We start from the raw sequence: 14718 nt of genomic DNA on the forward strand, positions 1-14718 counted from the left end.
GCATAGACAAGGATCCGCCGTTGTCACAGGGCACAACGACGATTTTTGAGGCGTCGCTATCACCGCAGGCCTTCGTGAGTGGCCACCGAGGTGCCGTCACGGCTCCACAGATCAAGGATGAAATCCGCTTCGTGGTGCATCAGCACGCGTGGCATCGCCAGGCGCTGGTCGAGCAGGGCATGCACCTGTTCGGCGGTCTGCGGGCAGCCGTCGATGGTCGCGCGCCAGTGGCAGGCGAGCAGTTGCCCGTTGGCGCTGAGCGATCCGAGGGCACGGTCGATCAGGCGGGAAAGGTCATCGGCATCCAGGTAGTAACACCATTCGCTCAACACAATCAGTTCGAACTGGCCCTCGGGCCATTCCTGCGGCAGGCGGCTTTGCTGCACCTGCACGTGGGGGAAGTCCTGCAGGCGCTTTTTTGCCAGGGCCACCGCCGCCGAGGCGGTGTCGCAGCACAATAACCGGTCACAGCGTGGCGCCAGTGCGGCGCTCAGCTCGCCGTTGGCGCAGCCGGGTTCGAAGATCGAGGCGTAGTGCGGGCGCGGCAATACGGCCAGAGTCAGCGCGCGTTTGCGTTGCTCGTACCAGCGTTGGCGAAACGCCCAGGGGTCATCGTTACCGTCGAATAATTGGTCGAAGTAGGGCGTTGCGACACTCATACAAACACCACTTCAAACGGTTGCAGCAACCGTTCGACCACATAGGGCGCCAGGACAGGCGGCAGACCGATCTGCGGGTCACCCTCCAATTGGCTGGCAAACGCATGGATCGCGTGGCGCTTGCGAGCCACCGCTTCAGGGCTCAACGGGATCTTGCGCGCGCGGTGCCACGGCACCTGGCTGTCCTCGGGTGTCGCCCAGTGCCAGGTCCACACCGGCAGTTCGTAAAACGTTGCGCCTACGGCCTGGGCGGCCTTGGCGCTGGCGCGACCGACCGCTTCATGGTCGCAATGCCCGTCTTCGCGCCAGGTGGCGAACACCACATCATCAGGCTTGAGGTGGCGCTGGATGAACGCCACCAATTGCGCTTCGCCGGCAGCGACCTTGCTGTCGGCGAAACCTGCGCGCAGCCATTTAAGACTGTGCAAGGGCACACCCAGGCGATGCAGGGCCTGGGCCGACTCCTGCGGGCGCACCACGCTCAAGCGCTCCACCGGCCAGCGCTGCGACCCCGGATGACTGGCGCTGCCGTCCGTTACCGAAATCAGCTGAATCGCCCGGCCCAGCGCCGCCAGGCCTTGCAGCAGGCCGCCCGTGCCGAGCACTTCATCGTCCGGGTGCGGCGCGATGATCACGGCGCGATGGCCCTCGGGCACCAGTTGTTCGACGCTTATCTGCGGCAATCCGGCCATGTGGGGTGAATTCTGCCATTGGTGCAAGGGTGTGCCCTGGCCGACAATCGGGTTGGGTTTCATAACTGCCAACTCCCGGACGGCTCGCCCGCCACCAGTTCGCCCAACGAGGCGAGGTCACGTTCGGCATGGCTTTGGCGCACGTACACCGGCAGGTCCGCCATCAACTGGGCAAAATGCGGATCCTTGCAATACGGCCCGGCGCCGACGGCACGTCCGACATGGTGGATCACCTGTTCGGTCATGTTTTCGATGCTGGCGCGGGTTTGCTGCGCCAGCAGGCGCGCGTCAGCCAGAGGCTCCTGGTCGATCTGCCAGGCACTGGCGCGCAGTACACAGGCCGCGCTGTTCAGCGCACTGTCGACTGCACCCAGATGGGCCAGAGCATGGGGGTCCGAGCGTTTGCCGCAGTGCTCGCGCAGCACTTCGGCCAGGCGTTGCGCGCCACCGTACCAGCATGCGGCAATACCGACGCCGCCGTGCCAGAAGCCCGGCCGCGCCAGGTAATCCCCGGGTTGGCCGATGGCAATGCCCCAGGCCTCATTGAAGACCACCTCGACACTGCCAGTGGCCGCCATGCCCACCGCGTTCCAGCCTTTATCCGTCACCGTGACGCCTGGCTGGTGCATTTCCACCGCCACCAGTTGCTGGCGATCATCCTCATCCCAGGCGGTGAGCAAGCCATGGCTGACCACCGCCGCGCCCGAGCACCAAGCCTTGCGCCCCTCCAGCAGCAGGCGCTGGCCCGCCTTGCGCACCCTTACTTTCGCATTGGGCGGTTCGGCGGCCCACATGCCCCAGGTGCTGCCCAGTGGCGGCAGCGGGCAGCGTAGCTCGGCAATGATCGCCAAGGCGTCGGTATGGCCCTCGAACAACTTGCACAGGCGCAAGTCGTGCCCGGCCACCTGCGCCAGGCGGCTGAACCGTTCCAGGGTCTGCCCGCTGCCGGGCAGCGGGAGTTGATCGAGTCCTTCTTCCTGAAGAGCCTTCACGGCGTCACCCAGGGCCTGCGTGTCCGCATAGCCCCGGTAGCCGCGAAGGAATCCGTGCAAAGCCATCTCACACCTCGTCGTCTCGCTGAAGTTCGAACAATAGCAGCGAACGACCGGTTACGGCGTACTCGTGTTCAAAGTCGAAGCGTTCCTGGCCGCGCACCGCCGGTTCGTTGGTGTCGAGCATGCAGGTCCAGAACTGACCTTCGGGCACGTGGGGCAGGCGGAAATTGACCAGGTCGTGGTGGGCGTTCACCACCAGCAGCAACGTCGCATCGGCGCCGGCACGGCGAATCCCGGTTTCCTGGGCGCGGCCATCCATCAGCATGCCCAGGCAACGACCGTGGGCGTCCTCCCATTGCTCGGTGCTCATTTCGTTGCCATCCGGCGCGAGCCAGGTGACGTCCTTCACGCCGATGTCTTCGTTGTAGTCGCCCACCAGGAAACGCCCGCGACGCAGGATCGGATAGGCCAGGCGCAGCTTGATCAGACGCTTGACGAACTTGAGCAGGGCCTTGCCGTCTTCGTCGAGGTCCCAATTGACCCAGCCGATTTCGCTGTCCTGGCAATAGGCATTGTTGTTGCCGTGCTGGGTGCGGGCGAATTCATCACCGGCCACGATCATCGGCGTGCCTTGGGCCAGCAGCAGGGTGGCGAAGAAGTTGCGCATCTGGCGCAGGCGCAGTGCGTTGATTTCCGGGTCTTCGGTCGGGCCTTCGACGCCATGGTTCCAGGACAGGTTGTTGTTGCTGCCGTCCTGATTGTTCTCGTCGTTGGCTTCGTTGTGCTTGTCGTTGTACGACACCAGGTCGTGCAGGGTGAATCCGTCATGGGCGGTGATGAAGTTCACCGAGCTGTACGGACGGCGACCCCGGTGGTTGAACATCTCGCCCGAGGCGGTCATGCGCCCGGCAAAGTCGGCCAGTTGCGCGTCGTCGCCCTTCCAGAAGGCACGCACGGTGTCGCGGAAGCGGTCGTTCCATTCCACCCAGCCCGGCGGGAAGTTGCCCACCTGATAGCCGCCGGGGCCACAGTCCCAGGGTTCGGCGATCATTTTCAACTGGCGCAGTATCGGGTCCTGACGGCAGGCCACGAGGAAACTGTGGCGCTCGTCGAAACCGTCGCGGTAGCGGCCAAGAATGGTGGCCAGGTCGAAGCGGAAGCCGTCGACGTGCATCTCGGTGGCCCAGTAACGCAGCGAGTCGGTGACCATCTGCAACACGCAAGGGTGGCTCAGGTCGAGCGTGTTGCCGGTGCCCGAGTCGTTGATGTAGTAGCGCTTGTCGTCGGGCATCAGGCGGTAGTAGGAGGCGTTGTCGATACCGCGCATCGACAGGGTAGGGCCGCGCTCGTTGCCCTCGGCCGTGTGGTTGTAGACCACGTCGAGGATCACTTCGAGCTTCTGCTCATGCAGGTGCGCAACCATCTCCTTGAACTCGGCGATCTTGCCGCTGGCCAGGTAGCGCGGGTCGGGGGCGAAGAACGCGATGCTGTTGTAGCCCCAGTAGTTGGTCATGCCTTTTTCCAGCAGGTGCTGGTCATTGACGAAGGCATGCACGGGCAACAGCTCCACCGACGAGACGCCCAACTGGCGAATGTGCTTGAGCACATCGTCTTCCATCAAGCCGGCGCAGGTGCCGCGTACCGATTCCTCGACCGAGGGGTGACGCATGCTGATGCCGCGCAGGTGGGTTTCATAAATGATCGTACGGTCCCACGGCACCCGCACCGGCTGGTCGTTGCCCCAGGTGTGCGCCGGGTCGATGACCTTGCACTTGGGCACGAACGGCGCGCTGTCGCGTTCGTCAAAGCTGAGGTCGTCGTCCGGATGGCCGATGGTGTAGCCGAACAGCGCCTCGGACCACTTCAATTCACCCACGAGTTGCTTGGCGTAGGGGTCGATCAGCAGTTTGTTGTGGTTGAAACGGTGGCCGTTGGCCGGGTCGTAAGCACCGTACACGCGATAGCCGTAGATCAGCCCTGGATGGGCGTCGGGCAGGTAGCCGTGAAAAATCTCGTCGGTGTATTCAGGCAGCTCGATACGCTCAAGTTCCACTTCGCCGCTGTCATCGAACAGGCACAGCTCCACTTTGGTGGCGTTGGCCGAGAACAGCGCAAAGTTGACGCCCAGGCCATCCCAGGTGGCGCCAAGCGGGAAGGGCAAACCTTCACGGATCCTCGACGGCTCATGGCTCGGCGTCGGAGGGTTTTTGTCGGGCTTGCTCATGATGTTGCTCCTGCAATGGTCTTTTTCAGGCCGAACGCGGCCGTACTGACGAAAATTCAGCTGACTGTCTGGAAGGTAAAAGCACCACTTGCCGACGGTGTCGACAAGCGGTGTGGAGGTCAAGGCTTTGGTTTTTTCGGCGCTGGCGGCTTTTTCGCAGCCGGGGCATCCGATTTGCTGTCGGCAGGTGGTGCCGGCTTGGGCTTGGGCGCCGCTTTAGGCCCCGCCTTGGGCACGGCCTTCGGGCCGGTTTTGGGTTTCTCCGCAGGCTTGCCCTTGCTCGGCGTCAGCGCCTCGGCTTCAGCCAGCTTGCGCGCCATTTCCCAATGCCGTGCGTCGTCACCGTGGGGCTTGCCTTCGGATTCCCAGATCTGATGCGCCAATTCGCGAATGCGTTTGTCTTCATTACTCATCACACGCTCCTCACAGAAAATGTTCAGCTTTCTTGAATATCAGGATTGATAAAGACATTGACCGGGAAATCCCCCAGGGCAGTGCTGATCAACAGCTCCTTGTCTGGTGTGACTGCGCCTGTATGAAAAAGTCCCTTCCAGTTTTGCGTTGGCGCGTTGAACGGTAATTTCACCCGTGTATCGCCCCAAACCTGCGCAGTGATGGTGGGATGCACACCGTTTTCAAGCAGGCGCTGCGGCCAGCGTGGCACCACCACCAGCACCTGTGTCCCGGCGTGCTCGCGGCAGAATGCAACCACGTGGGCGGCGTGTTGCCCGACCACTTCCAGCGGCGTGTAGCTGCCGCTGCGGAATACCTCGGGATGGGCCTCGCGCAAGGCCAGCACCTGAGCGATCAACGCTTGCTTGATCCGTCCGTCACGCCAGTTGAACAGCAGCTCACCAGGATCCGGCGGTGTATCCAGCGCCTCTTGCCGTGCGCTGAAATTCACCGGGCGACGGTTGTCCGGGTCCACCAGACTGAAATCCCAGAACTCGGCGCCCTGGTACAGGTCCGGCACACCCGGTACGGTGACGCGAAGCAAGGTTTGCGCCAGACCATTCAAGGCGCCGGCCGGTGCGATGGCCTGAGCGGCGCTGCCGATGGCATCGCGCAGTGCGCGGCCTTCGTCGCTGAGCAACAGGCGCGAGAGGAATGCTTCCACGCCTTGTTCGTAAGCTTCGTTGGGCGCGCTCCAGCTGCTCTGCAACTTGGCTTCGCGCAGGGCCTTCTGCTGCCATTGCCACAGGCGTTGCTGGTAGTCGCTAAAGTCCGCGCCCATGTCCAGCGGCCAACTGCCCAGCAGCACCTGGTACAGAATCAACTCATCGCCAGCGCTGGGTATGTCGGCATCGCTGCGCAAGGGCGCGGCAAGGGTGCGCCAGTGCTCTACCTGCTCGACATACCATGGCGCGCACTCGCTGAGCACCGCCAGGCGCGCGCGGGTATCTTCGCCGCGCTTGTGGTCGTGGGTGGCGGTGGCCAGCAGGTTCTCCGGGAACGCCTGCAGGCGCTGTTGGTTGACCGCGTGAAACGCCTCCACCGGCGCGCTGAACTGCTCGGTGCTGAAGCCCACATCGTTGCGCGACAGCAGCACCACCGAGCGATAGAACGCGGTGTCTTCCACGGCCTTGGCAGCGGCCGGCGAGGTCAATTGCTGGAAGCGCACGCAGGCATGCTTGAGGATCTTGCGTTCACGGCCCACCGGGCGATTGCGCCACGGCTGGCCGCCGAGCCACTGCTCAAGATGCTCGAGCACCGGCCAGTCGCTTTCGTTCAAGGTGCTGCGCGCACCGTCCATGGCCTGCTGGAAGATCTTGTCGTCGGCGGCGCTGCGGCCACGGGCACTGATGTAGGTGCGGTACACCGGGAAATGCACGATCAGTTCCTGCAAGGCCCGGCGAATGGCGCCCAGGGTCAGGTCGCGGGTCATTACGTCATCGCGGGCCACCTGCAACAGCGCCTGGGCCACGCTTTCGAAGTCGCCGCCCAGCGAGCCATTGAGGATCTGCTGGCGCGCCAGCCGGGCTTCCTCGATAAATGCCGAAGGCCGCTCGCTGTGACGCGTCCACAGCTCGGCCAGCGGTGCAAAGCCTTGCGGGTCGTGTTGCAGCAGCGACAGCTGGTTCATGAACTCGTAGCCGGTAGTGCCGTCCACTTGCCAGTCTTCGCGCAGGGTTTCGCCGTCGCCGAGGATCTTCTCGACAAAGATCGGCAAGTGCCGGTCCGGCGCCAGTGAGTCCACGCGGCGACGCAGCTTGCGGCAGTAACCGCGCGGATCGGCCAGGCCGTCAATGTGGTCGATGCGCAGGCCGTCCACCAGCCCAGCGCTGATCAGCTCGAAAATCTTGCCATGGGTGGCTTCGAACACGGCCGTGCGTTCCACCCGCAGGCCGCCCAGCTCATTGACGTCGAAGAAACGCCGCCAGTTGATATCGTCCGCCGCCGTGCGCCAGCTGGCCAGGCGGTAGGCCTGTTGTTCGAGCAGTTGGTGCAGGCGCTTGAAGCCGTCCGGTTGACGGCTGTCGAACGCGGCCAGACGCTGCTCGATGGCCGGCAGCACCTCGGTGGCCCGCTCGGCCAGGGCCTGTTTGAGCCAGGCGGCTTCGGCGTAGGCGTCGTCCTGATGGGCGAGGGCGCTGAAACGCTCGGCGAGCGGTTTGAGTGGCTCGTCATTGCCCAGGATCATTGCGTAGTCGCGCGGGCAGATCGGGAAGCGGTGCTCGTAATGCTCGACGTAGAACGCACCGTGCGCGGCGTCAAACAGCAACTTCAGGGTGCCGGTCTGCAGGGCTTCGCCGTAGTCGCTGCCCAGAAACGGCATCAGCAGCTGGCCCTTGAGCAGCGGGTCCGGCGAGTGCCACTGGATGTCGAAAAATTCGCTGTAGGGGCTCAGGCGCCCCCATTCCAGCAGGTCGAGCCACCAGGGGTTATCGGCACCGCCAACGGCCATGTGGTTGGAGACAATATCGAGGATCAGCCCCATGTCGTGCTCGCGCAGCGCCGCGACCAGCCGGCGCAGGGCGGCTTCGCCACCCAGTTCCGGGTTGACGCTGGTGGGGTCGACCACATCGTAGCCGTGCATGGAACCGGCGCGCGCGCTCAGCAGCGGCGAGGCGTACAGGTGGCTGATGCCCAATCGGGCGAAGTACGGCACTAGCGGCACCGCGTCATTGAGGGTAAAACCTTTATGGAATTGCAGGCGCTGGGTCGCGCGCAGGGGCAGTGCTTTCATCGGTCACGCTCATAGGCTTGGTTGCGCGCGACGGCCAGCAGCTCGAGGCGACGCGCGGCGCCGGCCTTGTCGAGCAGGCTCGCGGCCTCGCCCGGCAGGCGGCGGCGCCAATTGGGATGGGTATCGGTGGTGCCGGGCAGGTTGGGTTGTTCTTCGATGGCCAACGCATCCTCCAGAGGCAGCAACACCAGCGGCGCACGGGTGTGCCCCAGGTAGCGCACGCTGGCGTCGATCATGTGGTCGGTCTCGTTGCGGATCTCGTCGACGAAGTTCTGCGGGTCCTGGCCCAAGGCCTGGCGCAGCGCCTGGCGTTCACGCAAGCGATGCTCGCTCCATTGCTCCACGGTGGGCGCGTCGATCAGGCCGAGCTGAACGTTCCAGTCGATATCGCGGCTGTGCCACCAACCGTTGAGGGTGGGCAGGTCGTGGGTGCTGGTGGTCGCCAGGGCGTTGTCCGGCCAGTCGAGAATCGGCGTGAACCGGCCCTCATGGTTCTGTTCGAACAACAGCACGCGCATGCCAAGGATGGAGCGGCTGCTGAGTTTTTCCCGCAGGCCGTCGGGCACCGTGCCGAGGTCTTCGCCCAATACGATGGCCTGATGGCGGTGCGATTCCAGCGCCAGCAGGCGCAGCATGTCGTCCACCGGGAAATACAGGTAAGCGCCTTCGCGCGGCGAGGCGTCCATGGGGATCACCCACAGGCGTTGCAGGCCCATCACATGGTCGATGCGCAGGCCGCCGGCGTGGGCGAAGTTGGCACGCAGCATCTCGATGAACGCACGAAAGCCGTTGCGCTTGAGGCCTTCGGGGGAAAACGCGGAGATGCCCCAGCCCTGGCCGGCACGGTTGAGAATATCCGGCGGCGCGCCCACGGTGAGGTCGGCGAGCAGTTCATCCTGGCGGCTCCAGGCCTGGCTGCCGCCGCCGTCGGCGCCCACGGCCAGGTCGGCGATCAGGCCGACGCCCATGCCGCTGCCACGTGCGGCTTGTTGCGCACGCGCCAGGCAGCGCGCGATCAGCCATTGGCTGAAGGCGTAAAAGCCGATTTCATCACGGTTGTCTTCGGCAAATTGCGCCAGTGCCGGGCTCTGTGGCGTGCGCCAGTCCTCGGGCCAATGGCGCCAGTCGAGGTCTTCGCCGGCAGCGGCGCGCGTCGCTTGTACGGCTTCAAAGCGGCAATGGTTTTCCAGGGCTTCGCCACCGGCCTGGCGAAAGCTCAGGAAGTCGGCGTGCTGCGGGTGATGGCCGTGGCGAAAATCTTCATACAGGGCGCGCAGCAGGCGTTGTTTGGCCTTGGCGGCGGCCGGCCAGTCGATCAGGGTTTCCTGTTCGAGCCGGTGCAGTTCTTCGTCCAGATCCAGGGCCTCAATCGCGTTACGCACTTCCCGTTCACCGAGGATGCTGGCGGGCGATGCGTAAAGGCTGTTGAGAAACAAGCGGCTGGACGGCGAGTAGGGGCTGTAGCTGCCGGTGTTGGCGCTGAACATCGCGTGCATCGGGCTGATCGCCAACGCATCGGCGCCGCGTTCGGCGGCGGCGCGCACCAGGTTTTCCAGGGCCAGGGTGTCGCCGAAACCGCCATCGCCGAGGCGCCGCAGCGAATACAACTGGGCACTGAGGCCCCAGGCGCGGGCAGGGTGGGTGTCGACTGCTTCGGCCACGCTGTAGCAATGGCGGGGCGCCACGGCGAGGGTGAACTGCTGGTCGGCGATATGCACCTGGTGATACCCAAGAGCGATCACCCCCGGCAGCACGGCGTTGCCGTCCAGACGCAGTTCCAGGGCGTCACCCTGTTCCAGGTTCACGCGGCAGGGCGTGTCGGGCGCGAAGAAGTGCGCCAGGTCGAGGCCGTCGCCGCTTTCAACGGTCAGCAGGGGCGGCAGGTGTTTGTCGTTTTGTGCCTGTTCCAGTTCATGCAGGCTGGCGTCGATCTCGGCATCGTTGTCGGCCGGGTGACCGAGGCCTTTCAACACGGCACGCAGGGCATCGGCGCTGACGCGTTGCGGGCGGCCGTTTGCGTCGATCCAATCGACGGCCAGGCCCGCGCGGCTGGCGAGGATTTCCAGGTTCGCTTCGCTCAAGGGTGCTCTCCAACAGGGGATAAGGTGACGCGCGCGCTGCAGGGCGGCAGTTGCGCATCCTGGCTGGCCGGCGTTTGAAAGATAACCGGGCCTGACGCGGCGCAGTCCAGCGTCGTGGTGCCCAGGTTCAGGTCGATCTGCAAGGTGCTGCCATCGCCCAGCCGCCAGCGCGCACTGACGGCTGCGTCGGCCAGCACCTGCGCGCCCAGGGCGACGGCGCCGGGCAGGTGCGGCACGATGTGCCGGTGGCGCAGGCGCAGCAGGTGGCGATACAGCTCGGCCTGTTCGTTGTCGGCAAAGCTGGGGGTCGACTGGGTGAAGGTCGACAGCGCATTCGGGTCGGGAATGCGTTCGCGCCGCTCGGGGTCATGGAAGGCGGCGAAATCGGCAAATTCGTTGCGCCGGCCTTCGCGCACGGCTTCGGCCAGGTCGCCATGGTGATCGGTGAAGAACAGGAACGGCTCGCTGGCGTTGACTTCGTCGCCCATGAACAGCAGCGGAATCATCGGCGACAGCAACAGCAGGGCCGTGGCCGCTTCGAGCGCCTGCGGCGAGCAGAGCTGGTGCAGGCGCTCGCCGAGGGCGCGGTTGCCGATCTGGTCATGGTTCTGCAAAAACGCGACGAAGGCGGTCGGTGGCAGATCTGCGCTGGGCTCGCCACGGGCATGGCCGTGGCGCGTGGTGTGGCCCTGGTAGATAAAGCCTTCGCCCAGGCAGCGTGCGAGTTTGGCGGTCGGGTCCTGTGCAAAGTCGCTGTAGTAGGCGTCGGTTTCGCCAGTGAGCAATACGTGCAGCACGTTGTGGAAATCGTCATTCCACTGCGCATCGAAATCCTGCCGCAACAGGCTGGCCTGATTCAGCTCGTTTTCCAGCATCAGCCACACGTGACGGCCGGTGTCCACCTGCTGACGCACGCGGTGCGCCAGTTCCTGCAGGAAGTCCGGGTTGTCGATGGCGTGCACCGCATCCAGGCGCAGGCCGTCGAAACGGTACTCCAGTAACCACATCAGCGCGTTATCGAGGAAGAAGTCCCGCACTTCGCGGCGATTGAAGTCGATGCCGGCGCCCCAGGGGGTGTGCACCTCTTCCTGGAAGAAGCCTGCGGCGTATTGGCCCAGGTAATTGCCGTCCGGGCCGAAGTGGTTGTAGACCACATCGAGGATCACGGCCAAGCCGTGTTCGTGGGCCGTGTCGATCAGGTGCTTGAGCTGTTCGGGGGAACCGTAGGAGGATTGCGGCGCGTAGGGCAGGACCCCGTCGTAGCCCCAATTGCGCTCGCCGGGAAACTGCGCCAGAGGCATCAGTTCGATGGCCGTGACACCCAGCTCGGCCAGGCGCGGCAGGTGTTGCTCAACCGCAGCGTAGCCGCCCAGTGCGCCCACGTGCAGCTCATAGATCACCGCTTCGTGCCAGGGGCGGCCCTGCCACTGGCTGTGTCGCCACTCATAGGCGAGCGGGTCGACCACCAGGCTCCAGCCGTGTACATCGTCGGCCTGTGCCCTTGAAGCGGGGTCGGGTACTTCCATTTCCCCATCGATGTTGAAGCGGTAGCGTGTCCCCGCAGGGCACGCCACTTCTGTCTCGAACCAGCCATCTGCCTGGGGCAGCATGGCAATGGATTTACCGTGTTCCAATTCAACGCTGACATAAAACGCGTCTGGCGCCCACAGGGCAAAACGCGTGTGTTGCGCGTCCAGCATGATTGCGCCGTGGGGCCAGGTTTCCAGAGTCCGTAACGGCATCTACAAAAACCTCCCTTTGATTATTTAGCGGATTTCCCCAGTGCTTTAGCCACCAGTTGCTCATAGAGTTCGGCGTAGGGTTCCACCGCCTGGCTCCAGTTGAAAGGTCGTGTCATGGCCCGGCAACGCATGGCGTTAAGCAGGTCCGGGAAAGCGAATACCTTGAACGCGCGGCTCAGGGCTTCCTTGTAGCTGTCGACGGTCGATTCATTGAACAGAAAGCCGGTCACACCGTTTTCGATGGTGTCGGCCAGGCCGCCGGTGTTGCGCGCTACCGGCAGCGAACCGAAACGCTGGGCGTACATCTGGCTCAGGCCGCACGGCTCGTAGCGCGACGGCATGAGCAGGAAATCGCTGCCGGCGAACATGCGGCGCGCGTCGGTTTCGTTGAAGCCGATGCGTACGCCGATCTGGCCCGGGAAACGCAATGCCAGTTCGCGCATGGCGTTTTCTTCTTCCGGCTCGCCGCGACCGATGATCGCAATCTGGCCACCTTGCTCGACGATAAAGCTGGCAACGGCCTCGGTGAGGTCCAGGCCTTTCTGGAACACCAGACGCGAGACCACCGCAAACAGCGGGCCGGTGGATTCGCTCAGGCCGAACAGGTCGCGCACTTGCCTGGCGTTGACCGCCTTGCCTTCCCAGTCGCCGATGTTGAAGTTGTGGGTCAGGTGCGGGTCGGTGGAGGTTTCCCAACTGTCTTCGATCCCGTTGGGAATGCCGCTGAGCAAGCCTTGCTGGGTCTTGCTGGCCAAAAAGCCATCGAGGCCGCAGCCGAATTCAGGGGTGGTGATTTCTTCGGCGTAAGTGGCGCTCACGGTGGTGATATGGCTGGAATACGCCATGCCGGCCTTGAGGAACGACATCTTGCCGTAGAACTCCATGCCTTCCTGTTGCAGGGCGTGGGGCGGAATGCCCAGCTCCGGCGTCGAGGCCAGGCTGACCACGCCCTGATAGGCCAGGTTATGGATAGTGAACAGGGTCGGGGTGCGTGACCCGCGCCAGTGCATATAGGCCGGAGCCAGGCCGGCAGGCCAGTCATGGGCGTGCACCAGGTCCGGGCACCAGTGAATCTGCGCGAGGTTGGCGGCCATGTCAGCGGCGGCCAGACCCAGGCGGGCGAAGCGAATATGGTTGTCCGGCCAGTCGCGGCCGTTGTTGGCGCCGTAGGGAGTGCCTTCACGCTCGTACAGTTCGGGGCAGATCAGTACATAGATGACCAGGCCATCCTTGAGGTCCATGCGCCCGATCTTGCACGGCGGCAGCGCGGCATGGCCACCCAGCTCGCCAACAATGTGGATGGGGTTGTCGCTTTCCATCACCTGCGGGTAACCGGGGATCAACACGCGCACATCATGCAAATGCGCCATGGCGCGGGGCAGGGCGGCGGAGACGTCACCCAGGCCACCGGTTTTCACCAGGTCGGCAAACTCGGAGGTGACAAACAGCACTTTCTTGCGATTTGGATTTTGACTCACGATCGGCCGCACAGTGCCGGGCAGGTCGGCCAATGACGTAGGCCCCCCTACCGGCTGACTAAAACGCTCTCCCTGAGTTACAACTGCGGCACTGATCATAATGCACTCCCCTTGATGTTGGTCGGCTAATAGCCCGCTGCCACTAGCTCGAATTGGCCGCTTCCTGCGGCCAGGCGCACAAGCGCTATACAAACTGGCAAGGCGTATGCCAGCTGCACGGTTATGTCGAAAAGATTGGATGGACGGCATCTGGCGGGAACCGCTGAACACGCCCTACCTGAAACTTGACCTACGGCAGAGTTTGAAAGTTTCGATTTTTTGCGGGGTTTTTATTTTGAAACGGACCCATGGGTCATCAGTCTAGGACATAACCCAGACACCGTAGGGATTTTGGGAAGATTTTGTAGGACAAAAGACTTGTAACAGGCTGGCGGACGGATATAAGCCGACGGCCGGTAGGGCTGACGCTGTGCAAAATGGGCGTTGTGGCTGCTAGATGCAGGCTGTTGTGGACCACGCTGTTGTGGCGAGCAGGCTTGCCCTGCGTTGGAGTGCGCAGCGCTCCCTCAGCGATCGCACGGTTGCAGAAGGGGCTGCTGCGCAGCCCAGCGCAGGGCAAGCCTGCTCGCCACAGTGGCCTGCTCATTCCGAATCAAGCCAGAGCTGCCCTGCAATGGTGCGGCGGACGGTTATGCCAGCACGCGAACGGGCGCACCTTCAGCCCAGGCCAGGATGTTTTCGATCATCTGCTGGTAGAACTGCCGGTAATTCTGCTCGCTGACATACCCAACATGGGGCGTCGCCAGCACATTGGGCAAGCGCCGGAAGGGGTGATCGACCGGTAACGGTTCCTCGCCATACACATCCAGCGCCGCCCCGGCCAGTCGCCCGGCGCTCAGGGCTTCGACCAGCGCCTGCTCATCCACAATCGGCCCGCGTGCGGTGTTTACCAGCCTGGCCGTCGGTTTCATCCAGCCCAGCGCCTCGGCGTCCACCAGCCCGCGGCTGCGGGCACTCAGCACCAAGTGCACGGTGAGGATATCGGCCTGCTCGAACAGCTGGCGCTTGCTCACCCAGGTCACGCCGACTTCGGCAGCGCGCTCGGGCGTGAGGTTTTCGCTCCAGGCGATCACGCGCATGCCGAACACCTGGGCAAACCTGGCGACTTTCTGGCCAATGCTGCCCAGGCCGAGAATGCCCAGGGTCTTGCCGTGCAGGTCGCCGCCCAGGCCGACCTGCCAGTGACCGGCCCGCAGCGAAGCGGCTTCGGCAAGCAGGTTGCGCGTCGAGGCCATGATCAGCGCCCACGTCAGCTCCGGCGCCGCATGTTTATAGCTGTCGGTGCCGCACACCGGGATGCCCAGCGCCTTGGCGGCAGGAATGTCGATGGCGGCATTGCGCATGCCGCCGGTCACCAGCAGTTTGAGGTTGGGCAGGCCTTGCAGCAGCGCCTGGTCGAAGGCCGTGCGTTCGCGCATCAGACAAATCACGTCGAAGGCCTTCAACCGTTCGATCATCACCGCCGTGTCCGCCGGGTAGTCATGCAGGAAGTGCACCTGCCCGACCTGCGCCAGCGCCGACCAATCCACCACGCCACTGGCCACGTCCTGCCAATCATCAATGACTGCGATCTGTACCGACATTCACGAGTGCCTCGAAA

At 64.0% G+C, this 14718-nt stretch carries 10 protein-coding genes; all 10 read right to left on the bottom strand.

The window, feature by feature from the left end:
* Positions 1-59: 59 nt before the first annotated feature.
* On the bottom strand, positions 60-659 hold the full coding sequence (locus RHM60_RS02740) for an SAM-dependent methyltransferase (RefSeq protein ID WP_322213506.1): 600 nt from the start codon (positions 657-659) through the stop codon (positions 60-62).
* Positions 656-1414 carry a PIG-L family deacetylase gene (locus RHM60_RS02745; RefSeq protein WP_322213507.1) on the bottom strand — a complete coding sequence of 253 codons (759 nt, stop codon included), beginning with the start codon at positions 1412-1414 and terminating at the stop codon, positions 656-658. The genes RHM60_RS02740 and RHM60_RS02745 overlap by 4 nt, the downstream gene beginning before the upstream one ends.
* Positions 1411-2409: an acyl-CoA dehydrogenase family protein gene (locus RHM60_RS02750; protein WP_322213509.1), complete on the bottom strand. Its 999-nt coding sequence runs from the start codon at positions 2407-2409 to the stop codon at positions 1411-1413. The genes RHM60_RS02745 and RHM60_RS02750 overlap by 4 nt, the downstream gene beginning before the upstream one ends.
* A gap of 1 nt (position 2410) precedes the next feature.
* The gene (gene glgX / locus RHM60_RS02755; protein WP_209981750.1) at positions 2411-4570 is read right to left on the bottom strand and encodes a glycogen debranching protein GlgX; all 2160 of its coding nucleotides are present in this window, start codon (positions 4568-4570) and stop codon (positions 2411-2413) included.
* 119 nt (positions 4571-4689) lie between these two features.
* Positions 4690-4983, bottom strand: coding sequence for a DUF2934 domain-containing protein (locus tag RHM60_RS02760; protein WP_322213510.1), 294 nt, complete (start codon positions 4981-4983; stop codon positions 4690-4692).
* A 23-nt stretch (positions 4984-5006) separates the two neighbouring features.
* Entirely contained in the window at positions 5007-7757 is a 2751-nt protein-coding gene (locus tag RHM60_RS02765; protein ID WP_322213511.1) for a malto-oligosyltrehalose synthase, read from the bottom strand.
* On the bottom strand, positions 7754-9838 hold the full coding sequence (malQ, locus tag RHM60_RS02770; protein ID WP_322213512.1) for a 4-alpha-glucanotransferase: 2085 nt from the start codon (positions 9836-9838) through the stop codon (positions 7754-7756). The genes RHM60_RS02765 and malQ overlap by 4 nt, the downstream gene beginning before the upstream one ends.
* Positions 9835-11580 (bottom strand): malto-oligosyltrehalose trehalohydrolase, encoded by a 1746-nt coding sequence (gene treZ / locus RHM60_RS02775; RefSeq protein ID WP_322213513.1) that lies wholly within the window; start codon positions 11578-11580, stop codon positions 9835-9837. The genes malQ and treZ overlap by 4 nt, the downstream gene beginning before the upstream one ends.
* A gap of 20 nt (positions 11581-11600) precedes the next feature.
* Entirely contained in the window at positions 11601-13157 is a 1557-nt protein-coding gene (gene glgA, locus RHM60_RS02780; RefSeq protein WP_231421204.1) for a glycogen synthase GlgA, read from the bottom strand.
* Between the two features lie 590 nt (positions 13158-13747).
* On the bottom strand, positions 13748-14701 hold the full coding sequence (locus RHM60_RS02785) for a D-2-hydroxyacid dehydrogenase family protein (RefSeq protein ID WP_322213514.1): 954 nt from the start codon (positions 14699-14701) through the stop codon (positions 13748-13750).
* Between the last annotated feature and the right edge of the window lie 17 nt (positions 14702-14718).

It is taken from the genome of Pseudomonas sp. MH9.3 (genome assembly GCF_034354675.1).
Taxonomy (GTDB): domain Bacteria; phylum Pseudomonadota; class Gammaproteobacteria; order Pseudomonadales; family Pseudomonadaceae; genus Aquipseudomonas.

Bases quoted from the DNA above. Each gene is read 5' to 3' on its own strand.
- RHM60_RS02740 (WP_322213506.1), bottom strand. From the start codon at position 659: ATGAGTGTCGCAACGCCCTACTTCGACCAATTATTCGACGGTAACGAT.
- RHM60_RS02745 (WP_322213507.1), bottom strand. From the start codon at position 1,414: ATGAAACCCAACCCGATTGTCGGCCAGGGCACACCCTTGCACCAATGG.
- RHM60_RS02750 (WP_322213509.1), bottom strand. From the start codon at position 2,409: ATGGCTTTGCACGGATTCCTTCGCGGCTACCGGGGCTATGCGGACACG.
- glgX (WP_209981750.1), bottom strand. From the start codon at position 4,570: ATGAGCAAGCCCGACAAAAACCCTCCGACGCCGAGCCATGAGCCGTCG.
- RHM60_RS02760 (WP_322213510.1), bottom strand. From the start codon at position 4,983: ATGAGTAATGAAGACAAACGCATTCGCGAATTGGCGCATCAGATCTGG.
- RHM60_RS02765 (WP_322213511.1), bottom strand. From the start codon at position 7,757: ATGAAAGCACTGCCCCTGCGCGCGACCCAGCGCCTGCAATTCCATAAA.
- treZ (WP_322213513.1), bottom strand. From the start codon at position 11,580: ATGCCGTTACGGACTCTGGAAACCTGGCCCCACGGCGCAATCATGCTG.
- glgA (WP_231421204.1), bottom strand. From the start codon at position 13,157: ATGATCAGTGCCGCAGTTGTAACTCAGGGAGAGCGTTTTAGTCAGCCG.
- RHM60_RS02785 (WP_322213514.1), bottom strand. From the start codon at position 14,701: ATGTCGGTACAGATCGCAGTCATTGATGATTGGCAGGACGTGGCCAGT.